Raw genomic sequence first — 14007 nt, 5'->3', positions numbered from 1 at the left:
AGGGGTGAGTGCACCCACGACCGGACACACCTACACGATCAAGGAGGCGGCCGCCCTGACCGGGCTGCCGGCCAGCACGTTGCGCTACTACGAGTCCATCGGCGTCATCGCGCCGGTGGGCCGGGGTGCCAGCAGCGGCCACCGCGTCTACGACGACGCGGACCTCGACCAGCTCATGTGGGTGGCCTGCCTCGCCGCGACCGGCATGTCGGTCAGCGACATGCGGCGCTACGTCACCAACGGTCGGGCCGGTGCCGAGGCTGCCGCCGAGCAGGTCGAGCTGCTCAGCGGGCAGTCGCGCCGTCTGGAGATCGAGGCGCAGCACGTCGCCCTCCGGCGGCGCTACGTCGCGATCAAGATCGACTACTGGCACGCCGTCGCCGCGGGCGACGCCGACCGGGCCGAGCTGCTCTCGGGCGAGGCCCGCACCCTCGCCGACGCGCTCAAGGCAGCCAGGCCCTGACGCCGCCCAGCCAGGCCAGCCCAGCCAGGCGAGCCCAGCCAGGCGAGCCCGGAAAGGCGAGCCCGGACAGGCGAGCCCGGAAAGGCGAGCCCGAGACGCGCCGTGACGCGCAGATCCTGAGCGCCACCCAGACCCCACCGAGGAAGGACCCACCATGCAGATCACCCGCAGCTCCGTCGCCACCGTCAAGGGGCCGGCCGACTGGTTCACCGGAGACGTCTACATCGACGCCGTGGCCGCCGCCCCCGCCCCGTCGAGGGTCTCGGCCAACCTCGTGCACTTCATGCCCGGCGCCCGCACGCACTGGCACCGACACCCCCTGAGCCAGACCGTCTTCGTCACCGAGGGCGTCGGCCTGTGCCAGCGCCGCGGCGGCCCGGTCGAGGTCATCCGCCCCGGCGACCGCGTGCTCTTCGCGGCGGACGAGGAGCACTGGCACGGCGCCGCCCCGAACCGGCTCATGGTCCACGTCGCCATCAACGAGGGCGACGACGACCACGCCGTCGTGCAGTGGCTCACCCCCGTCACCGACGAGGAGTATGCCGTCCCGCCCGCCCGGGACTGAGCCCACCTCCCGTACTCCCCAGCTCCCACACGCCCCACCTCCCATCGACACATCCCCCCACCCCCCGAGGAGATCCCCCATGCGCGTCAACGCCTATGCCGCCCCTGCCGCCGGAGAGCCGCTGGCTCCCACCACGATCGATCGCCGCGCCGTCGGCGCGAACGACGTCCTCATCGAGATCGAGTTCGCCGGCATCTGCCACTCCGACATCCACACCGTCAACGGCGACTGGGGCCCGCAGCCCTTCCCGGTCGTGCCGGGCCACGAGATCGTCGGTCGCGTCACCGAGGTCGGCGCCGACGTCAGCCGTCACTCGGTCGGTGACCGCGTCGGGGTCGGCTGCATGGTGAACTCGTGCGGGGAGTGCACCAACTGCCGCAACGGCGACGAGCAGTACTGCGTCGAGGGCATGGTCGGCACCTATGCCGCGACCGACCGCGACGGCACGACGACCCAGGGCGGCTACTCGACCCACGTCGTCGTCGACGCCGACTACGTCCTGTCGGTCCCGGACGGCATCGACCCGGCCGCAGCCGCGCCCCTGCTGTGCGCCGGCATCACGACCTACGCGCCGCTGCGCAAGTGGCAGGCAGGTCCCGGCAAGAAGGTCGCGGTCGTCGGCCTCGGCGGTCTCGGCCACATGGCCGTCAAGATCGCGCACGCCCTCGGCGCCGAGGTGACCGTGCTGTCGCAGTCGCTGAAGAAGCAGGAGGACGGCCTGCGTCTCGGCGCCGACGAGTACTTCGCGACCTCCGACCCGGGCACGTTCGAGGCGCTCGCCGGTCGCTTCGACCTCATCGTCAACACGGTGAGCGCGAAGATCGACCTCGACGCCTACCTCGGCCTGCTCGCCGTCGACGGGACGCTCGTCAACGTCGGCGCCCCGGCCGAGCCGCTCGACGTCAACGTCTTCTCCCTCATCGGCGGTCGGCGCTCGTTCGCCGGCTCGATGATCGGCGGCATCGCCTTGACCCAGGAGATGCTCGACTTCTGCGCCGAGCACCACATCGGTGCCGAGGTCGAGGTGATCAAGGCCGAGCAGGTCAACGAGGCGTACGAGCGGGTGCTCGCCTCCGACGTGCGCTACCGCTTCGTCATCGACGCCTCGACCCTGGCGTGAGCCGCCCGGTCGTCCCACCGGTGCGCACACCGGTGGGACGCCCGGCGCCCGCGCCCTACGATGGAGCCTCGTGACCACCATCGACGCCTCCGCCGCCCGTGCCCGACTGCTCGAGATCATCAAGGACAAGGCGATCGTCCACGGTCGCGTGACCCTGAGCTCCGGCAAGGAGGCCGACTACTACGTCGACCTGCGCCGCATCTCCCTCGACGGCGAGGCCGCCCCGCTCGTCGGGATCGTCATGCGTGAGCTGACCAAGGACCTGACGTATGCCGCCGTCGGTGGCCTGACGCTCGGCGCGGACCCCGTCGCGACCTCGATGCTGCACGCCGCCGCAGCTGCCGGTGAGCGTCTCGACGCCTTCGTCGTGCGCAAGGCCGGCAAGGCGCACGGCCTGCAGCAGCGCATCGAGGGCCCGTCCATCAAGGGCCGCCAGGTGCTCGTCGTGGAGGACACCACGACGACCGGTGCCTCGCCGCTCGCCGCCGTCGAGGCCGCCCGCGAGGACGGCGCCGAGGTCGTCGCCGTCGCGACGATCGCAGACCGCGCCACCGGCGCCGGAGAGAAGATCACCGCCGAGGCCGGGGTCGAGTACCGCTACGCGTTCTCCCTCGAGGAGCTCGGGCTCGCCTGAGCACCGCCAAGCCGGCGCCGGCCTGCTCGACCCGTCAGAAGGGCCCGGCCTGCACGGGGTAGCCTCCCCGCAGGGCCTCGACCGACGACGGCGGCGTGATGACGCTCGCGGTCCCGGTGCGCGGCCGCTCGAGGGCCGACGCGGCATACGTGTTGTCGGCCTGCCAGGCGAACATGTCGTCGCCCCGGACCACGGCCGGACCCGACGCCAGCAGGACGAAGGTGGCGTCGGGGAGTTCACCCCACGCGTACGCGTGCAGCCGGCGGGTGCGTCGGCGGGTGTCCCAGCGCTCCTCGTGGAGCAGGCGGTCGAGCCCCGTCGCCGGCAGGTGGGTCGTGCGGTGCGCGGCCGCGACGAGGTCGCGGAAGCGGGTGTAGTCGGCGCGACGGCACTCGGCGCACGGACGGTGGCCCGCGGCGAGGGCGGTCGCCTCGTCGAGGAAGAAGAGCGGCGTGTAGTGGCCGGGATCCCACTGGCGCACCCGCCGCCCGCGGAAGTCGAGGGCGCAGGTGATCCAGGCCCGCCCGACGTGGTGCCGGCGCACGTCGCGGCTGCCGGCCCCGTCGTGGAGGCGGCCGCGGTTGCCCATCCAGGCGCCGAGGCCCGGCGCGGCCACGACGTCGCCGAAGGGGTCGACGCGGTTGCGCGCGGGACCGCTGGGAGCGCTCACTCGAGCACCTCGAGGCGGACGTCGGCGGGGTCGCCCTCGCCCAGGCCCTCGGCCTGGCGGACCGCCTTCTTGACGGGCAGCACGTAGGCGCCGCGCGAGGCGTCCGGGAAGACGGACGTCGTCCACGACGTGCCTCCGACGGTGGCGCGGACCCGGACCGACCCGAAGCCGCGGGGCGGCCTCGGGACCTCGCGGATGCGCGCCGACGCGTCCGGTGCGACGGTCACGAAGAACCAGCCGGTCTGTGCCTCCCACCGCCACAGGTCGGCGGTGAAGCGGAGGGTCGTCATGCACCCACCGTAGGGCCGGGCACCGACAGGAACCGGGGCAGCGGCCTCGTCGTCGCACCAGCGGCCCGGTCCGCGCGTGCTGTCCCAGCACTAGGATCGGCACACTGACCGCCCAGCTCCTCGGGAGAACCCATGATCATCGTCTGGATCCTGCTCGGCCTCGTCGTGCTCCTCGCCGTCGTGGGCGTCGTCATGTACAACGGCCTCATCGGCCTGCGCAACAAGGTCGAGGAGGGCTGGCGCCAGATCGACGTCGAGCTGAAGCGCCGTCACGACCTCATCCCCAACCTCGTCGAGACCGTCAAGGGCTACGCCTCCCACGAGCGGGGCACGCTCGAGGAGGTCATGCAGGCCCGGTCCGCCGCCATGTCGGGCGCCTCGACGCCGGCGGCCGCGGCCCAGGCCGAGGGCCAGCTGAGCCAGGCGCTCGGTCGCCTCATGGCGGTCGCCGAGGCCTATCCCGACCTCAAGGCCAACCAGAACTTCCTCGCCCTCCAGCAGGAGCTGACGAGCACCGAGGACCGCATCGCGAGCTCGCGCCGCTACTACAACGCCCTCGTGCGCGAGCTCAACACCAAGGTCGAGTCGGTGCCCTCCAACATCGTCGCCAACATCGCCGGGGTCAAGCGGGCCGAGTACTTCGAGACGCCGGCCACCGAGGCCGTCGTCCCGAGCATCTCCTTCGGGGAGAACGCCCCTGCGGGCGGCGCTCCCGCCGTCTCGCCGTCGACGCAGCCCGGCGCGGTCGGCGGCCCGTCCACGGCTCCCGGCGGTGCCCCGGGCGCGCTCCCGCAGGCGCAGGCGCCCGGCGCGGCCCAGCCCGACCCGACGTCCGACGCGGTCACCCGGCCGGAGACGCCGAAACCCTGATCGCCCGCCCCACGCACGAGGCACCACCCGGCACGCCCCGAGCCCCACGGCTCGGGGCGTGCTTGCTGAGTCGCGCTACCGGCGGCCGGGTTCAGCCTTCAGTGGATACATCGTTGCGTGTATGATCGCCCGCATGATCACCGCGACGCCGACGGATGCCCTGGCCCGCTTCGGACACGCCCTGTCCGACGCCACGAGGGTGGGGGTCCTGCTGGCCCTGAAGGACGGCCCGGGTTACCCGGCCGACCTCGCCGAGGTGCTGGGCGTCTCTCGACAGTCGCTGTCGAACCACCTGGCCTGCCTGCGCGGGTGCGGACTCGTCGTCGCTCGAGCCGAGGGGCGGCGGGCGCTGTACGAGCTCACCGACGCGCGGATCGGCCACGCCCTCGGCGACCTCATCGACCTGGTCCTGGTGGTCGACCCGGACTGCTGTGGCGGGGTCGCCACGGCCGGGGTCGTGCGAGAGGCGGCGCGATCGTGACGGCACTGTCGCTGGGGCCGTCCCCCGCCCGGAGGGCGGTCCTGTCGCGGCGCATCCAGCTCTTCGTCGCGCTGACCATCACCTACAACGTGCTCGAAGCCGTCATCGCCCTGAGCGCGGGGGCAGCGGCTTCCTCGTCGGCGCTGCTGGGCTTCGGCCTCGACTCGGTCGTCGAGGTGTCGTCGGCGGTCGTCGTGGCCTGGCAGTTCGCAGGCAGCGACCCGGAGGCTCGGGAAGAGCCGGCGTTGCGGGCCATCGCGTGCTCCTTCTTCGCCCTCGCCGTGGTCGTGACGGTCGACGCCGTGCGCAGCCTGGCCGGCGCCGGAGAGGCGCAGCACTCGACGGTGGGCCTCGTGCTGGCCGCGGCCAGCCTCGCGGTCATGCCCGTCCTGTCCGCGGCGCAACGGCGTGCCGGGAGGGAGCTGGGCTCGGCCTCGGCCGTCGCCGACTCGAAGCAGACGCTGCTGTGCACCTACCTGTCGGCGGTGCTGCTGGTCGGTCTCGCCGTGAACGCCTGGTTCGGGTGGTCATGGGCCGACCCGGTCGCGGCCCTGGGCATCGCCGGCATCGCTGCGCGCGAGGGACTCGCCGCCTGGCGTGGCGACGCCTGCTGCGCTCCCAACGCCGGACGCACCGATACGCCTACCGGTGAGGGCGCTTCGCACTCGGCCTGCCTGTCGTGCGGTCCGGGATGCGACTGCTGCCAGGGCTGACCGCTCAACCCTTGACGTACGACAGCTTCTCGCAGACCTTCCCGTCCCGGAGGCGCACGACATCGACGCCGCGGACGTGGCCGGGCGAGCCGTCGGGTGCCACCCAGTCGAACCGCCAGCGCAGCACGCCGCGGTCCCCGGCGACGAACGACTCCTCGGCCGTGAACGCCGGGCTGCCCGTGTCGGTGAAGAGCGAGTCCCACACCGCCCGCACATCCGTGGCCCCCTCGTGGCGTATGCCGTCCGGCGCCGGACCCGTGGCCTCGAACACGCAGTCGTCGGTCATGAGCGCCATGATCGCGTCCACGTCGCCGCGTCCAAAGGCGGCGACGAACGCCGCGAACGCCCCGTGCGCCGGGGTCCACTCGGCGTCACGTCCGAAGCGCGCGAGGAGGTCGCCCTGCGGGTCGCCGGCGGACGGCATACGTGCTCCGACGGCCCCGCCGGAGCGGTAGGCGTCCTCCATGCCGTCGAACCACGCGGCCACGTCGGCGACCAGGCCTGCGTCGAGCGTCCGGTCGCGGCCCGTGGCGACCGCGAGGTCCCACCCGTGCACGAGATGGTCCGCGACGAGCTGGCGCACGTACTCGTCCATCGACTCCTCGCCGTAGGAGAGCTGCACCGTCCCGTGGGCGGGCAGCGTCTCGTCGACGACGCCCACCGCCTCGGTCGACGCCGACACGGCGGCGCCGCGCGGGTCCGCGCCGAGCAGGTCGCCGTCGAGGCGGTCGCCCACGTCGGCGATGGTGCGACCGCGCATCAGCGGCGAGGTCCAGAGGTCCTCGCCGACGACGTGGTTGACGAGGTCACGCACCGTCCAGTCGCTGCACGGTGTGGGCAGGTCCCACTGGTCGTCGGCGACGCCGGCGGCCTGCTGCGTCCACCACTGGACGCTGCGGCGGTAGGCCGCGCCGGGGTCCGGACCGGCCTGCCGGGTCTCGGTGGTGGTCATGTCGACGCCCTCCCATCACCCCTGCACACTCAAGTGTGCTCCGGTGCGGGGAGGGCGTCAGGACATCGGGCGAAGAGCCCGGCCGGGCTCAGGAGGTGCGGTCGCGGCGGCTGACCCGCTCGGCGGCGTCACCGGCGGCGTCGGTCGTCTCGGCGGCGATGGCCCGGGCCTCGCGGCGGTGCTTGACGAACTCGTAGACCATCGGCAGCAGCGAGACGAGCACGACGAGCAGGATGGCGTACTCGATGTTCTTGGTCAGGCCCGGGAACGCCTGGCCGAGGAAGTAGCCGAGGAGGGTGACGCTGGCGACCCAGGCCACGGCGCCGACGGCGCTCCAGCCGAAGAAGCGCTGGCGGTGCATGCGGCCGATGCCGGCCACGACAGTGATGAACGTGCGCACGATCGGCACGAAGCGGCCGATGACGAGCGCGCGGTTGCCGTACTTGTCGAAGAACGCGTTCGTCTTGTCGAAGTTGGCGGTGTTGATGAACCGCCCCTGCCGCTTGTAGAGCGGCTTGCCCACCGCCCGGCCGATCTCGTAGCCGACGACGTTGCCGAGGAAGGCCGCGACCGCCAGGCCCGCCATGGCGAGCCCGAGGTTCATGTGGATCTGGCCCGTCGCGATGAACAGGCCCATGGCGAAGAGGAGCGAGTCACCGGGCAGGATCGGGAAGAGCAGACCGCACTCGATGAAGACGATGACCAGGGCGATGACGAAGAAGGCCCCCTGGTACTGGTCGAGCAGGTACTTGGGGTCCATCCAGTTCGGGCCGAGGGCCGGAGCGACGGCCGGCAGGGCGGCGAGTAGGTGCATGGGTCACAGGGTATGCCGTGTCCCCGGGAACGCCTGAATCCGCGCTGGTCGCCGCCTGTGCCTCTCCCACGGTCGCGACGACGGTCCGCTCCCACGGTCTCGAAGCCGTATCGATTGCGGGAGCCTCCCTTCCGCTCGCGGCCGACGCGGGTTCACGATGGGGACAGGGAGCGCGGGAGGAGGACCTGCACACGCCGTGACGCTCGGGGTCGCCCCGCCTCGGCGGGGTCGACGGCGGACGTGCGGTCCTCCTCCCGGTCCGGCCCGACCCGCCTGCCGGGCCCCGCCGACCTGATCTCGCCTGATCGCCCTGAACTCGCCTGACCCGCCCGACGGTGACGCGACCGGATCGCGGACCGGATCGGACGGCATACCCCACGCTCGTAGACTCTGCCCGTCGAAAGCCGCCTTCCGCAGGAGCACGCATGTCCCGTCCCCGTCTCGCCCTCGCCGCCGTCGCCGCGCTCGCCGTCACCGCCCTCGGTGCCTGTGGGTCGTCCACGCCCGACGCGTCGACCGGCGCCGCCGGCAGCGGAACCGCAGCGGCCGCCTCCTGCGCCAAGGACTCGCTCAAGCTCGTCACGGCCGGCACGCTGACGGTCGGCACCGACAAGCCCGCCTACGAGCCGTGGTTCAGCGGCGACGACCCGAGCAACGGCAAGGGCTACGAGTCCGCGGTCGCCTACGCGATCGCCGGCAAGCTCGGCTTCGCCAAGACCGACGTCAAGTGGACCGTCGTTCCGTTCAACACGGCGATCTCGCCGGCGCCGAAGAGCTTCGACTTCGACGTCAACCAGATCTCGATCTCGGAGGACCGCCGCAAGGCCGTCGACTTCAGCTCCGGCTACTACGACGTGCGCCAGGCCGTCGTGACCTACAAGGGCAGCCCCATCGACGGCAGGACGACCGTCGCCGACCTCAAGGGCGCCAACCTCGGCGCGCAGGTGGGCACGACCTCGCTCAAGGCGGTCCAGGACCAGATCAAGCCGAGCAACGACCCGAAGGTCTTCGACACCAACGACGTCGCCGTCCAGGCCCTGAAGAACAAGCAGATCGACGGCATCGTCGTCGACGTGCCGACGGCCTTCTACATGGTCGCGGCTCAGCTCGACAACGGCGTCATCGTCGGGCAGCTCCCGAGCGCCGGCACGCCCGAGCAGTTCGGCGCCGTCCTCGACAAGGGCTCGGCCCTGACGCCGTGCGTGTCCAAGGCGGTCGACGCGCTGCGTGCCGACGGCACGCTCGAGAAGCTGCAGCAGCAGTACCTCGCCAACGCGGGCGCCCCCGAGCTGAAGTGAGCACGCCGAGCAGCCCGGTCGGTATGCCGTCACCGTCCTCGGGCGCGTCACCGTCCTCGGGCGCGTCCGGCGCTTCGAGCGAGTCCGGCGCCCCGGGCGCGTCTTCCGCCGGTGGCCACGTGTGGTCGCCGTCCTCGGTCGAGACCGAGCGGCGTGCCTTCCGCCGCTCTCGCACCGTGCGGTCGGCGGCGGTCTCGGCCCTCAGCACCGTCGTCGTGCTCGGCGTCCTCGGCTGGCTCATCACGCACTCGGCGGGGTGGCCGCGGGTCCAGGAGACCTTCTTCAGCTGGGACAAGGCGGTCGAGTCGTTCCCGGCCGTGCTCAAGGGCCTGTGGCTCAACGTCCGACTCATGGTCGTCTGCGGCCTGTCGATCCTCGTCCTGGGGCTGACGCTCGCGATCATGCGCACCCTGCGTGGGCCGATCTTCTTCCCGCTGCGCCTGCTCGCGACGGTCTACGTCGACCTCTTCCGCGGGCTGCCGCTGCTGCTCCTGCTGCTCCTGCTCGGCCTCGGGGTGCCGGCCCTGCGCCTGCCGAACGTGCCGACCGAGCTCGTCTTCTGGGGCGCCGTCGCGATCATCCTGTCCTACTCGGCCTACGTCGCCGAGGTCTTCCGGGCCGGCATCGAGTCGGTGCACCCGTCGCAGCGCGCCGCGTCGCGGGCCCTCGGGCTCTCGAACGGTCAGACCCTGCGCCACGTCGTGCTGCCCCAGGCCGTGCGCCGCGTGGCGCCGCCTCTCATGAACGACTTCGTCTCGCTGCAGAAGGACTCGGGCCTCATCGCCGTGCTCGGGGCCATCGACGCCATCCGGGCCGCCCAGATCGAGACGGCGACCGACTTCAACTACACCCCCTACGTCGTCGCGGGCGTCCTGTTCCTCTGCCTGACGATCCCGATGGCACGACTGACCGACCGGGTTGCTCGCAAGCAGGGCTGGCACGGAGCAGGAGGCACGCTGTGACCGGACAGCCCGCGTTCGAGGGTCCCCTGCTGTCGGTCCGGGGCCTGCGCAAGAGCTTCGGCGAGAACGTCGTGCTCGACGACGTCGACCTCGACGTGCAGCCGGGGGAGTGCGTCGTGCTCATCGGCGCCTCCGGGTCGGGCAAGTCGACCCTGCTGCGCTGCGTCAACCTGCTCGAGCAGGTCGACGACGGCGTCATCACGCTCGCCGGGCTCGACATCACCGACCCGCGCGTCGACGCGGACGAGGTGCGCTCGCGCACCGGCATCGTCTTCCAGGCCTACAACCTCTTCCCGCACCTGACGGTGCTCGACAACGTCACGCTCGCGCCGCGCCGCGTGCACAAGGTCGCGCGGGCCGAGGCCGAGGTGCGTGCCATGGCGATGCTCGAGAGGGTCGGTCTCGCCGAGAAGGCCCGCGCCCGGCCCGACGACCTCTCCGGTGGCCAGCAGCAGCGCGTCGCCATCGCGCGCGCCATGGTCAACTCGCCGCAGCTGCTGCTGCTCGACGAGGTGACGAGCGCCCTCGACCCCGAGCTCGTCGGTGAGGTCCTCGACCTGCTCCGCGAGCTGCGCGAGGAGGGGATGACGATGATCCTGTCGACGCACGAGATGGGCTTCGCCCGCAACGTCGCCGACAGCGTCTGCTTCCTCGACGGCGGCCGGGTGCTCGAGCAGGGGTCGCCGGCAGAGGTGCTCGGCGCACCGCGCGAGGCCCGCACGAGGCAGTTCCTGTCGCGGCTCGTGTCGTGAAGGACGCCGACACCGGCGCGGACGCCGACAAGGTCGCGCCGGCCGGGGCGGTCGGGACGGCTGGGGCGTCCGAGGGGCCCGAGGGGCCAGAGGTCGGTGTCGGGCCGTGGGAGGGGCCGTGGCCCGACGGCGAGCACTGGGACCCGGAGCTGCTCGAGCACGGCGACCGGCGCAACGTCGTCGACGCGTACCGCTACTGGAGGCACGAGGCGATCGTCGCCGACCTCGACACGAGACGCCACGACTTCCACGTGGCCGTCGAGAACTGGGGCCACGACTTCAACATCGGCTCCGTGATCCGGACGGCGAACGCCATGGGCGCCAAGGCTTTTCACATCGTCGGCAAGCGGCGCTGGAACCGCCGCGGCGCGATGGTGACCGACCGCTACCAGCACGAGCACCATCACCCGGACGCCTCCGCCCTGGCCGAGTGGGCCCGCGGCGAGGGGCTCGTGCTGCTCGGCATCGACAACCTCCCGGGCTCCGTCCCGATCGAAACCTTCGACCTGCCACGGCGGTGCGTCCTCGTCTTCGGCCAGGAGGGTCCCGGCCTGTCCGAGCCGATGCGCGCCGAGTGCGCGGCGGTGCTGCACATCGAGCAGTTCGGCTCGACCCGCTCGATCAACGCCGGCGCGGCCGCCGCGGTGGCGATGCACGCCTGGGTCCGCCGCCACGTCTTCGACCAGCACCCCTGACCCGCCACCCTGACCCACCACCCCTGATCCCCACACCACCTCTGCAACACACCGAGCAGTCGCCAACCGCGGCGGCTGCAACCGCAGAGGTTGACGACTGCTCGGTGTGTTGCAGGATCTGCGGTCAGCCCTGCGGGTCGCGACCGCGCCAGCGGAGAGGCTCCTCGGCATACTCCTCGGCGACGTGGGCGGCGACCCCGATCGAGCGGGCGACCTGGAAGACGACCTCGCCCGACTCGGCCGGCAGCCGCAGCGCGTGCAGCACCGCGGCGCTCGCGAGGTCGATGTTGGGCAGGGCGCCGGTGCGCTCGGCCACGAGGGCCGAGAGCGCCTCGACCCGACGCCGGAGCCGCGTCGTGCCCCGGCGCCGCCACAGCGCCTCGAGCACGACGTCGGCGCGGGGGTCGCCGTCCGGGTAGAGGAAGTGACCGAACCCGGCCACCCCGCCACGCTCTCGCAACGAACGGGCGACGAGCACCGCCGGGTCCACTCCCTCGGCGAGGAGGGCGTGGGCGGCGACCGGAGCCGCGCCGTGGAGCGGTCCGGCCATGGCGGCATACGCGGCACAGAGGCAGTCGTGCAGGCCGGCGCGGGTCGACGCCGTCACCCGGGCCGCGACCGTCGAGGCCGTCAGGCCGTGGTCGAGCAGCGCTACGAGCAGGACCCGCAGCACCGCGACGTCACCGACCGCCGAGGGGGAGCCGCCGAGGGCCGCGAGCGTGAGTGATGCCAGGTCGGTCTCCCGAGTCCTGCTCGAGCGCTCGACCGAGCCTCGGTCGCCCGAAAAGTCACCGGAAACAGCGCGTTTCGCCGGTGCGAGCGCAAAGCCCCCGGCCAGGGCCACCGCGGCGCGCACGGTGGGCAGCGCCGCCGCGCGGACCCGCTCGGGGTCCGTGTCGGAGGCGAAGGGATCAGCCGCAGCGAGCAGCTGCACGGCCACCGGCACACGTCGTTCGATCGGCAGCACCCCGAGGTCGAGGGCGCCCACCACCTGGGCGACTGGCGACGGAACCGACTGTGCCGCATAGGTGCCCAGCACGATGGCTGCGGCCTCCTCGAGCGACCCGAGAGCGACGACGTCGTGCAGCGGACGACCCCGGTAGAGCAGGTCGCCCTCGAGCTGGCTGCTCACCGAGGTGGCGATGCTCCGGAAGCGGAGCACCGGCTGCGGCCCTCCCGGAGGCCGGGTCGCCGAGGCCATGGCGTCGATCTGGCTCCGGTCGAAGAGGCTCTCCTGCTGACCTGGACGCCGCTCGCTGCGGAGCAGCCCCCGGCTGACGTAGGCGTAGAGGGTCGCCCGTTTGACGCCGAGCCGCTGGGCGGCCTCGGTCGTCGTGATCCACGTGCCTGGTGCCTGGGCCACGTCGCCTCCGGGTTGATCGGGTCAACAGTGGACGCGATCAACATTGACGGTGTTGATCAACATCGCTGAGAGTGATGAGTGAACCCGAGAGGAGCACCCCATGTCCACCAACCCCACCGGTTTCATCACCGTCCCGAAGGGCCTGGCCAAGGTCGTCGTCACCGACACCGAGCTCGGCGACGTCCGCGGGGACGAGGGCTTCTTCCACTACCGGCAGTACTCCGCCGTCGAGCTGGCCGAGAAGGTCGGCTTCGAGCAGGCCTGGCACCTGCTCTTCCACGGCCACCTCCCCGACGACGAGGAGCTCGCGGCGTTCACGGCCGCCGCCGGCCGCCTGCGCGTGCTGCCGGACGCCCTCGCCGACCTGCTGCCGGCCATCTGCGCGACGACCACGGACTCGCTCCAGGTCCTGCGCACCGCGTTGTCCGCGTGGGGTGGCATCGCGGGCCTGCGCCCCCTCTACGACTGCGACGAGGACGAGAAGCTCGCCGCAGCCCTCGCCTCGGTCGCCATCACGCCGACGATCCTGGCCGCGGCCCACCGCCTGCACCGGGGCCTCGAGCCCGTCCCGGCGGACCCCGGCCTCGGCCATGCCGAGGACTACCTGCGCATGGTGACGGGGCAGCTGCCGGCCGCCCGTGACGCCCGCGCCGTCGAGCAGTACCTCGTCGCGACGATGGACCACGGCTTCAACGCCTCGACCTTCACCGCACGGGTCATCGCCAGCACCGGCGCCGACCTCGCGGCCTGTCTCGTCGGGGCCATCGGCTCCTTCTCGGGACCGCTGCACGGGGGCGCGCCGAGCCGGGCGCTGGAGGCCCTCGACGAGATCGGCATGCTGGACCGGGCTGACGGCTGGGTGCGGGACCGCATCGGCTCGGGGGCTCGGATCATGGGTTTCGGCCACGCGGTCTACCGCACCCGCGACCCGCGCTCCGAGATGCTCAAGGCGGTCGCCCGCGGCTGGGACGACCCGCTCGTCGACCTCGCCGTCGGCGTCGAGGACGCCATCGAGGCGGCGCTGGCCGACCTCAAGCCGGGACGTGAGCTGCACGCCAACGTCGAGTTCTACGCGGGTGTCGTCATGAAGCTCGCCGGGCTCGACCCGACGATGTTCACCCCGACCTTCTGCGTCGCGCGTGCGGTCGGCTGGACGGCGAACGTGCTCGAGCAGAGTCGCGACCCGAAGATCATCCGGCCGGCCGCGCGCTACGTGGGTCCGCCGCCGCCCCAGCCGGTGCCCACGGGCACGCGCACGCCGCTGCCGGCCTGAGGCGTCCCCCCGGGAGGGGGCATCGAGCAGACCCCGACGCATCCGGTTGCCGGGGCCTGCTCGGCGCGACCGGGGGAGCATCCGGTCGCTGG

General features: G+C 72.4%; 17 protein-coding genes. 12 read left to right on the top strand and 5 right to left on the bottom strand.

The window, feature by feature from the left end:
- Positions 1 to 4: 4 nt before the first annotated feature.
- The 4 genes from ABD297_RS08840 (at position 5) to pyrE (ending at position 2782) form a co-directional block, all read left to right on the top strand.
- Entirely contained in the window at positions 5 to 463 is a 459-nt protein-coding gene (locus ABD297_RS08840) for a MerR family transcriptional regulator (RefSeq protein WP_344254512.1), read from the top strand.
- A 154-nt stretch (positions 464 to 617) separates the two neighbouring features.
- Positions 618 to 1028: a (R)-mandelonitrile lyase gene (locus tag ABD297_RS08835; protein WP_344254510.1), complete on the top strand. Its 411-nt coding sequence runs from the start codon at positions 618 to 620 to the stop codon at positions 1026 to 1028.
- A gap of 79 nt (positions 1029 to 1107) precedes the next feature.
- Positions 1108 to 2148: an NAD(P)-dependent alcohol dehydrogenase gene (locus tag ABD297_RS08830; RefSeq protein ID WP_344254509.1), complete on the top strand. Its 1041-nt coding sequence runs from the start codon at positions 1108 to 1110 to the stop codon at positions 2146 to 2148.
- Between the two features lie 70 nt (positions 2149 to 2218).
- Positions 2219 to 2782: an orotate phosphoribosyltransferase gene (gene pyrE / locus ABD297_RS08825; RefSeq protein WP_344254508.1), complete on the top strand. Its 564-nt coding sequence runs from the start codon at positions 2219 to 2221 to the stop codon at positions 2780 to 2782.
- 34 nt (positions 2783 to 2816) lie between these two features.
- On the opposite strand, the gene ABD297_RS08820 is transcribed toward pyrE, so the two are convergent.
- Positions 2817 to 3452: a hypothetical protein gene (locus ABD297_RS08820; RefSeq protein WP_344254507.1), complete on the bottom strand. Its 636-nt coding sequence runs from the start codon at positions 3450 to 3452 to the stop codon at positions 2817 to 2819.
- Positions 3449 to 3742: a DUF1905 domain-containing protein gene (locus tag ABD297_RS08815; RefSeq protein ID WP_030199086.1), complete on the bottom strand. Its 294-nt coding sequence runs from the start codon at positions 3740 to 3742 to the stop codon at positions 3449 to 3451. Before ABD297_RS08815 ends, ABD297_RS08820 begins: the two co-directional genes overlap by 4 nt.
- Before the next feature lie 132 nt (positions 3743 to 3874).
- Between ABD297_RS08815 and ABD297_RS08810 the strand changes: the two genes are divergently transcribed.
- The 3 genes from ABD297_RS08810 to ABD297_RS08800 all read left to right on the top strand — a co-directional run bounded on the left by ABD297_RS08810 (position 3875) and on the right by ABD297_RS08800 (position 5806).
- Positions 3875 to 4612: a LemA family protein gene (locus tag ABD297_RS08810; RefSeq protein ID WP_344254506.1), complete on the top strand. Its 738-nt coding sequence runs from the start codon at positions 3875 to 3877 to the stop codon at positions 4610 to 4612.
- A gap of 133 nt (positions 4613 to 4745) precedes the next feature.
- Positions 4746 to 5093 carry an ArsR/SmtB family transcription factor gene (locus ABD297_RS08805; RefSeq protein WP_344254505.1) on the top strand — a complete coding sequence of 116 codons (348 nt, stop codon included), beginning with the start codon at positions 4746 to 4748 and terminating at the stop codon, positions 5091 to 5093.
- A complete protein-coding gene (locus tag ABD297_RS08800; RefSeq protein ID WP_344254504.1) occupies positions 5090 to 5806 on the top strand; it encodes a cation efflux transmembrane domain-containing protein in 717 nt (238 codons plus the stop codon). The genes ABD297_RS08805 and ABD297_RS08800 overlap by 4 nt, the downstream gene beginning before the upstream one ends.
- Before the next feature lie 4 nt (positions 5807 to 5810).
- Here the strand turns inward: ABD297_RS08800 and ABD297_RS08795 are convergent, their stop codons facing one another.
- Both ABD297_RS08795 and ABD297_RS08790 read right to left on the bottom strand, forming a co-directional pair.
- Entirely contained in the window at positions 5811 to 6758 is a 948-nt protein-coding gene (locus ABD297_RS08795; RefSeq protein WP_344254503.1) for a TIGR03086 family metal-binding protein, read from the bottom strand.
- Positions 6759 to 6846: 88 nt separating this feature from the next.
- On the bottom strand, positions 6847 to 7572 hold the full coding sequence (locus ABD297_RS08790; RefSeq protein ID WP_344254502.1) for a DedA family protein: 726 nt from the start codon (positions 7570 to 7572) through the stop codon (positions 6847 to 6849).
- Between the two features lie 425 nt (positions 7573 to 7997).
- Here ABD297_RS08790 and ABD297_RS08785 point away from each other — a divergent pair, with 425 nt between their 5' ends.
- The 4 genes from ABD297_RS08785 to ABD297_RS08770 are packed head-to-tail and all read left to right on the top strand — an operon-like array spanning position 7998 to position 11279.
- Positions 7998 to 8870, top strand: a complete 873-nt coding sequence (locus tag ABD297_RS08785; RefSeq protein ID WP_344254501.1) for an ABC transporter substrate-binding protein — start codon at positions 7998 to 8000, stop codon at positions 8868 to 8870.
- Positions 8871 to 8893: 23 nt separating this feature from the next.
- Complete coding sequence (locus ABD297_RS08780; RefSeq protein ID WP_344254500.1) at positions 8894 to 9832, top strand: amino acid ABC transporter permease; 939 nt, start codon at positions 8894 to 8896, stop codon at positions 9830 to 9832.
- On the top strand, positions 9829 to 10584 hold the full coding sequence (locus tag ABD297_RS08775; RefSeq protein ID WP_344254499.1) for an amino acid ABC transporter ATP-binding protein: 756 nt from the start codon (positions 9829 to 9831) through the stop codon (positions 10582 to 10584). The genes ABD297_RS08780 and ABD297_RS08775 overlap by 4 nt, the downstream gene beginning before the upstream one ends.
- Entirely contained in the window at positions 10581 to 11279 is a 699-nt protein-coding gene (locus ABD297_RS08770) for a TrmH family RNA methyltransferase (protein WP_344254498.1), read from the top strand. Before ABD297_RS08775 ends, ABD297_RS08770 begins: the two co-directional genes overlap by 4 nt.
- 124 nt (positions 11280 to 11403) lie before the next feature.
- Here ABD297_RS08770 and ABD297_RS08765 read toward each other — a convergent pair whose 3' ends face one another.
- On the bottom strand, positions 11404 to 12642 hold the full coding sequence (locus tag ABD297_RS08765) for a citrate/2-methylcitrate synthase (protein ID WP_344254497.1): 1239 nt from the start codon (positions 12640 to 12642) through the stop codon (positions 11404 to 11406).
- A gap of 100 nt (positions 12643 to 12742) precedes the next feature.
- Here ABD297_RS08765 and ABD297_RS08760 point away from each other — a divergent pair, with 100 nt between their 5' ends.
- Positions 12743 to 13915, top strand: a complete 1173-nt coding sequence (locus ABD297_RS08760) for a citrate/2-methylcitrate synthase (protein WP_344254495.1) — start codon at positions 12743 to 12745, stop codon at positions 13913 to 13915.
- Positions 13916 to 14007: the final 92 nt, after the last annotated feature.

Source organism: Terrabacter carboxydivorans, from assembly GCF_039532035.1.
Classification (GTDB): Bacteria; Actinomycetota; Actinomycetes; order Actinomycetales; family Dermatophilaceae; genus Terrabacter; species Terrabacter carboxydivorans.
Note: the sequence above shows the minus strand (reverse complement) of the source record. Positions and strands in the feature narration are given on the sequence as shown.

Bases quoted from the DNA above. Each gene is read 5' to 3' on its own strand.
- ABD297_RS08830 (WP_344254509.1), top strand. From the start codon at position 1,108: ATGCGCGTCAACGCCTATGCCGCCCCTGCCGCCGGAGAGCCGCTGGCT.
- ABD297_RS08795 (WP_344254503.1), bottom strand. From the start codon at position 6,758: ATGACCACCACCGAGACCCGGCAGGCCGGTCCGGACCCCGGCGCGGCC.
- ABD297_RS08835 (WP_344254510.1), top strand. From the start codon at position 618: ATGCAGATCACCCGCAGCTCCGTCGCCACCGTCAAGGGGCCGGCCGAC.
- ABD297_RS08760 (WP_344254495.1), top strand. From the start codon at position 12,743: ATGTCCACCAACCCCACCGGTTTCATCACCGTCCCGAAGGGCCTGGCC.
- ABD297_RS08790 (WP_344254502.1), bottom strand. From the start codon at position 7,572: ATGCACCTACTCGCCGCCCTGCCGGCCGTCGCTCCGGCCCTCGGCCCG.
- ABD297_RS08810 (WP_344254506.1), top strand. From the start codon at position 3,875: ATGATCATCGTCTGGATCCTGCTCGGCCTCGTCGTGCTCCTCGCCGTC.
- ABD297_RS08805 (WP_344254505.1), top strand. From the start codon at position 4,746: ATGATCACCGCGACGCCGACGGATGCCCTGGCCCGCTTCGGACACGCC.
- ABD297_RS08785 (WP_344254501.1), top strand. From the start codon at position 7,998: ATGTCCCGTCCCCGTCTCGCCCTCGCCGCCGTCGCCGCGCTCGCCGTC.
- ABD297_RS08780 (WP_344254500.1), top strand. From the start codon at position 8,894: ATGCCGTCACCGTCCTCGGGCGCGTCACCGTCCTCGGGCGCGTCCGGC.
- ABD297_RS08815 (WP_030199086.1), bottom strand. From the start codon at position 3,742: ATGACGACCCTCCGCTTCACCGCCGACCTGTGGCGGTGGGAGGCACAG.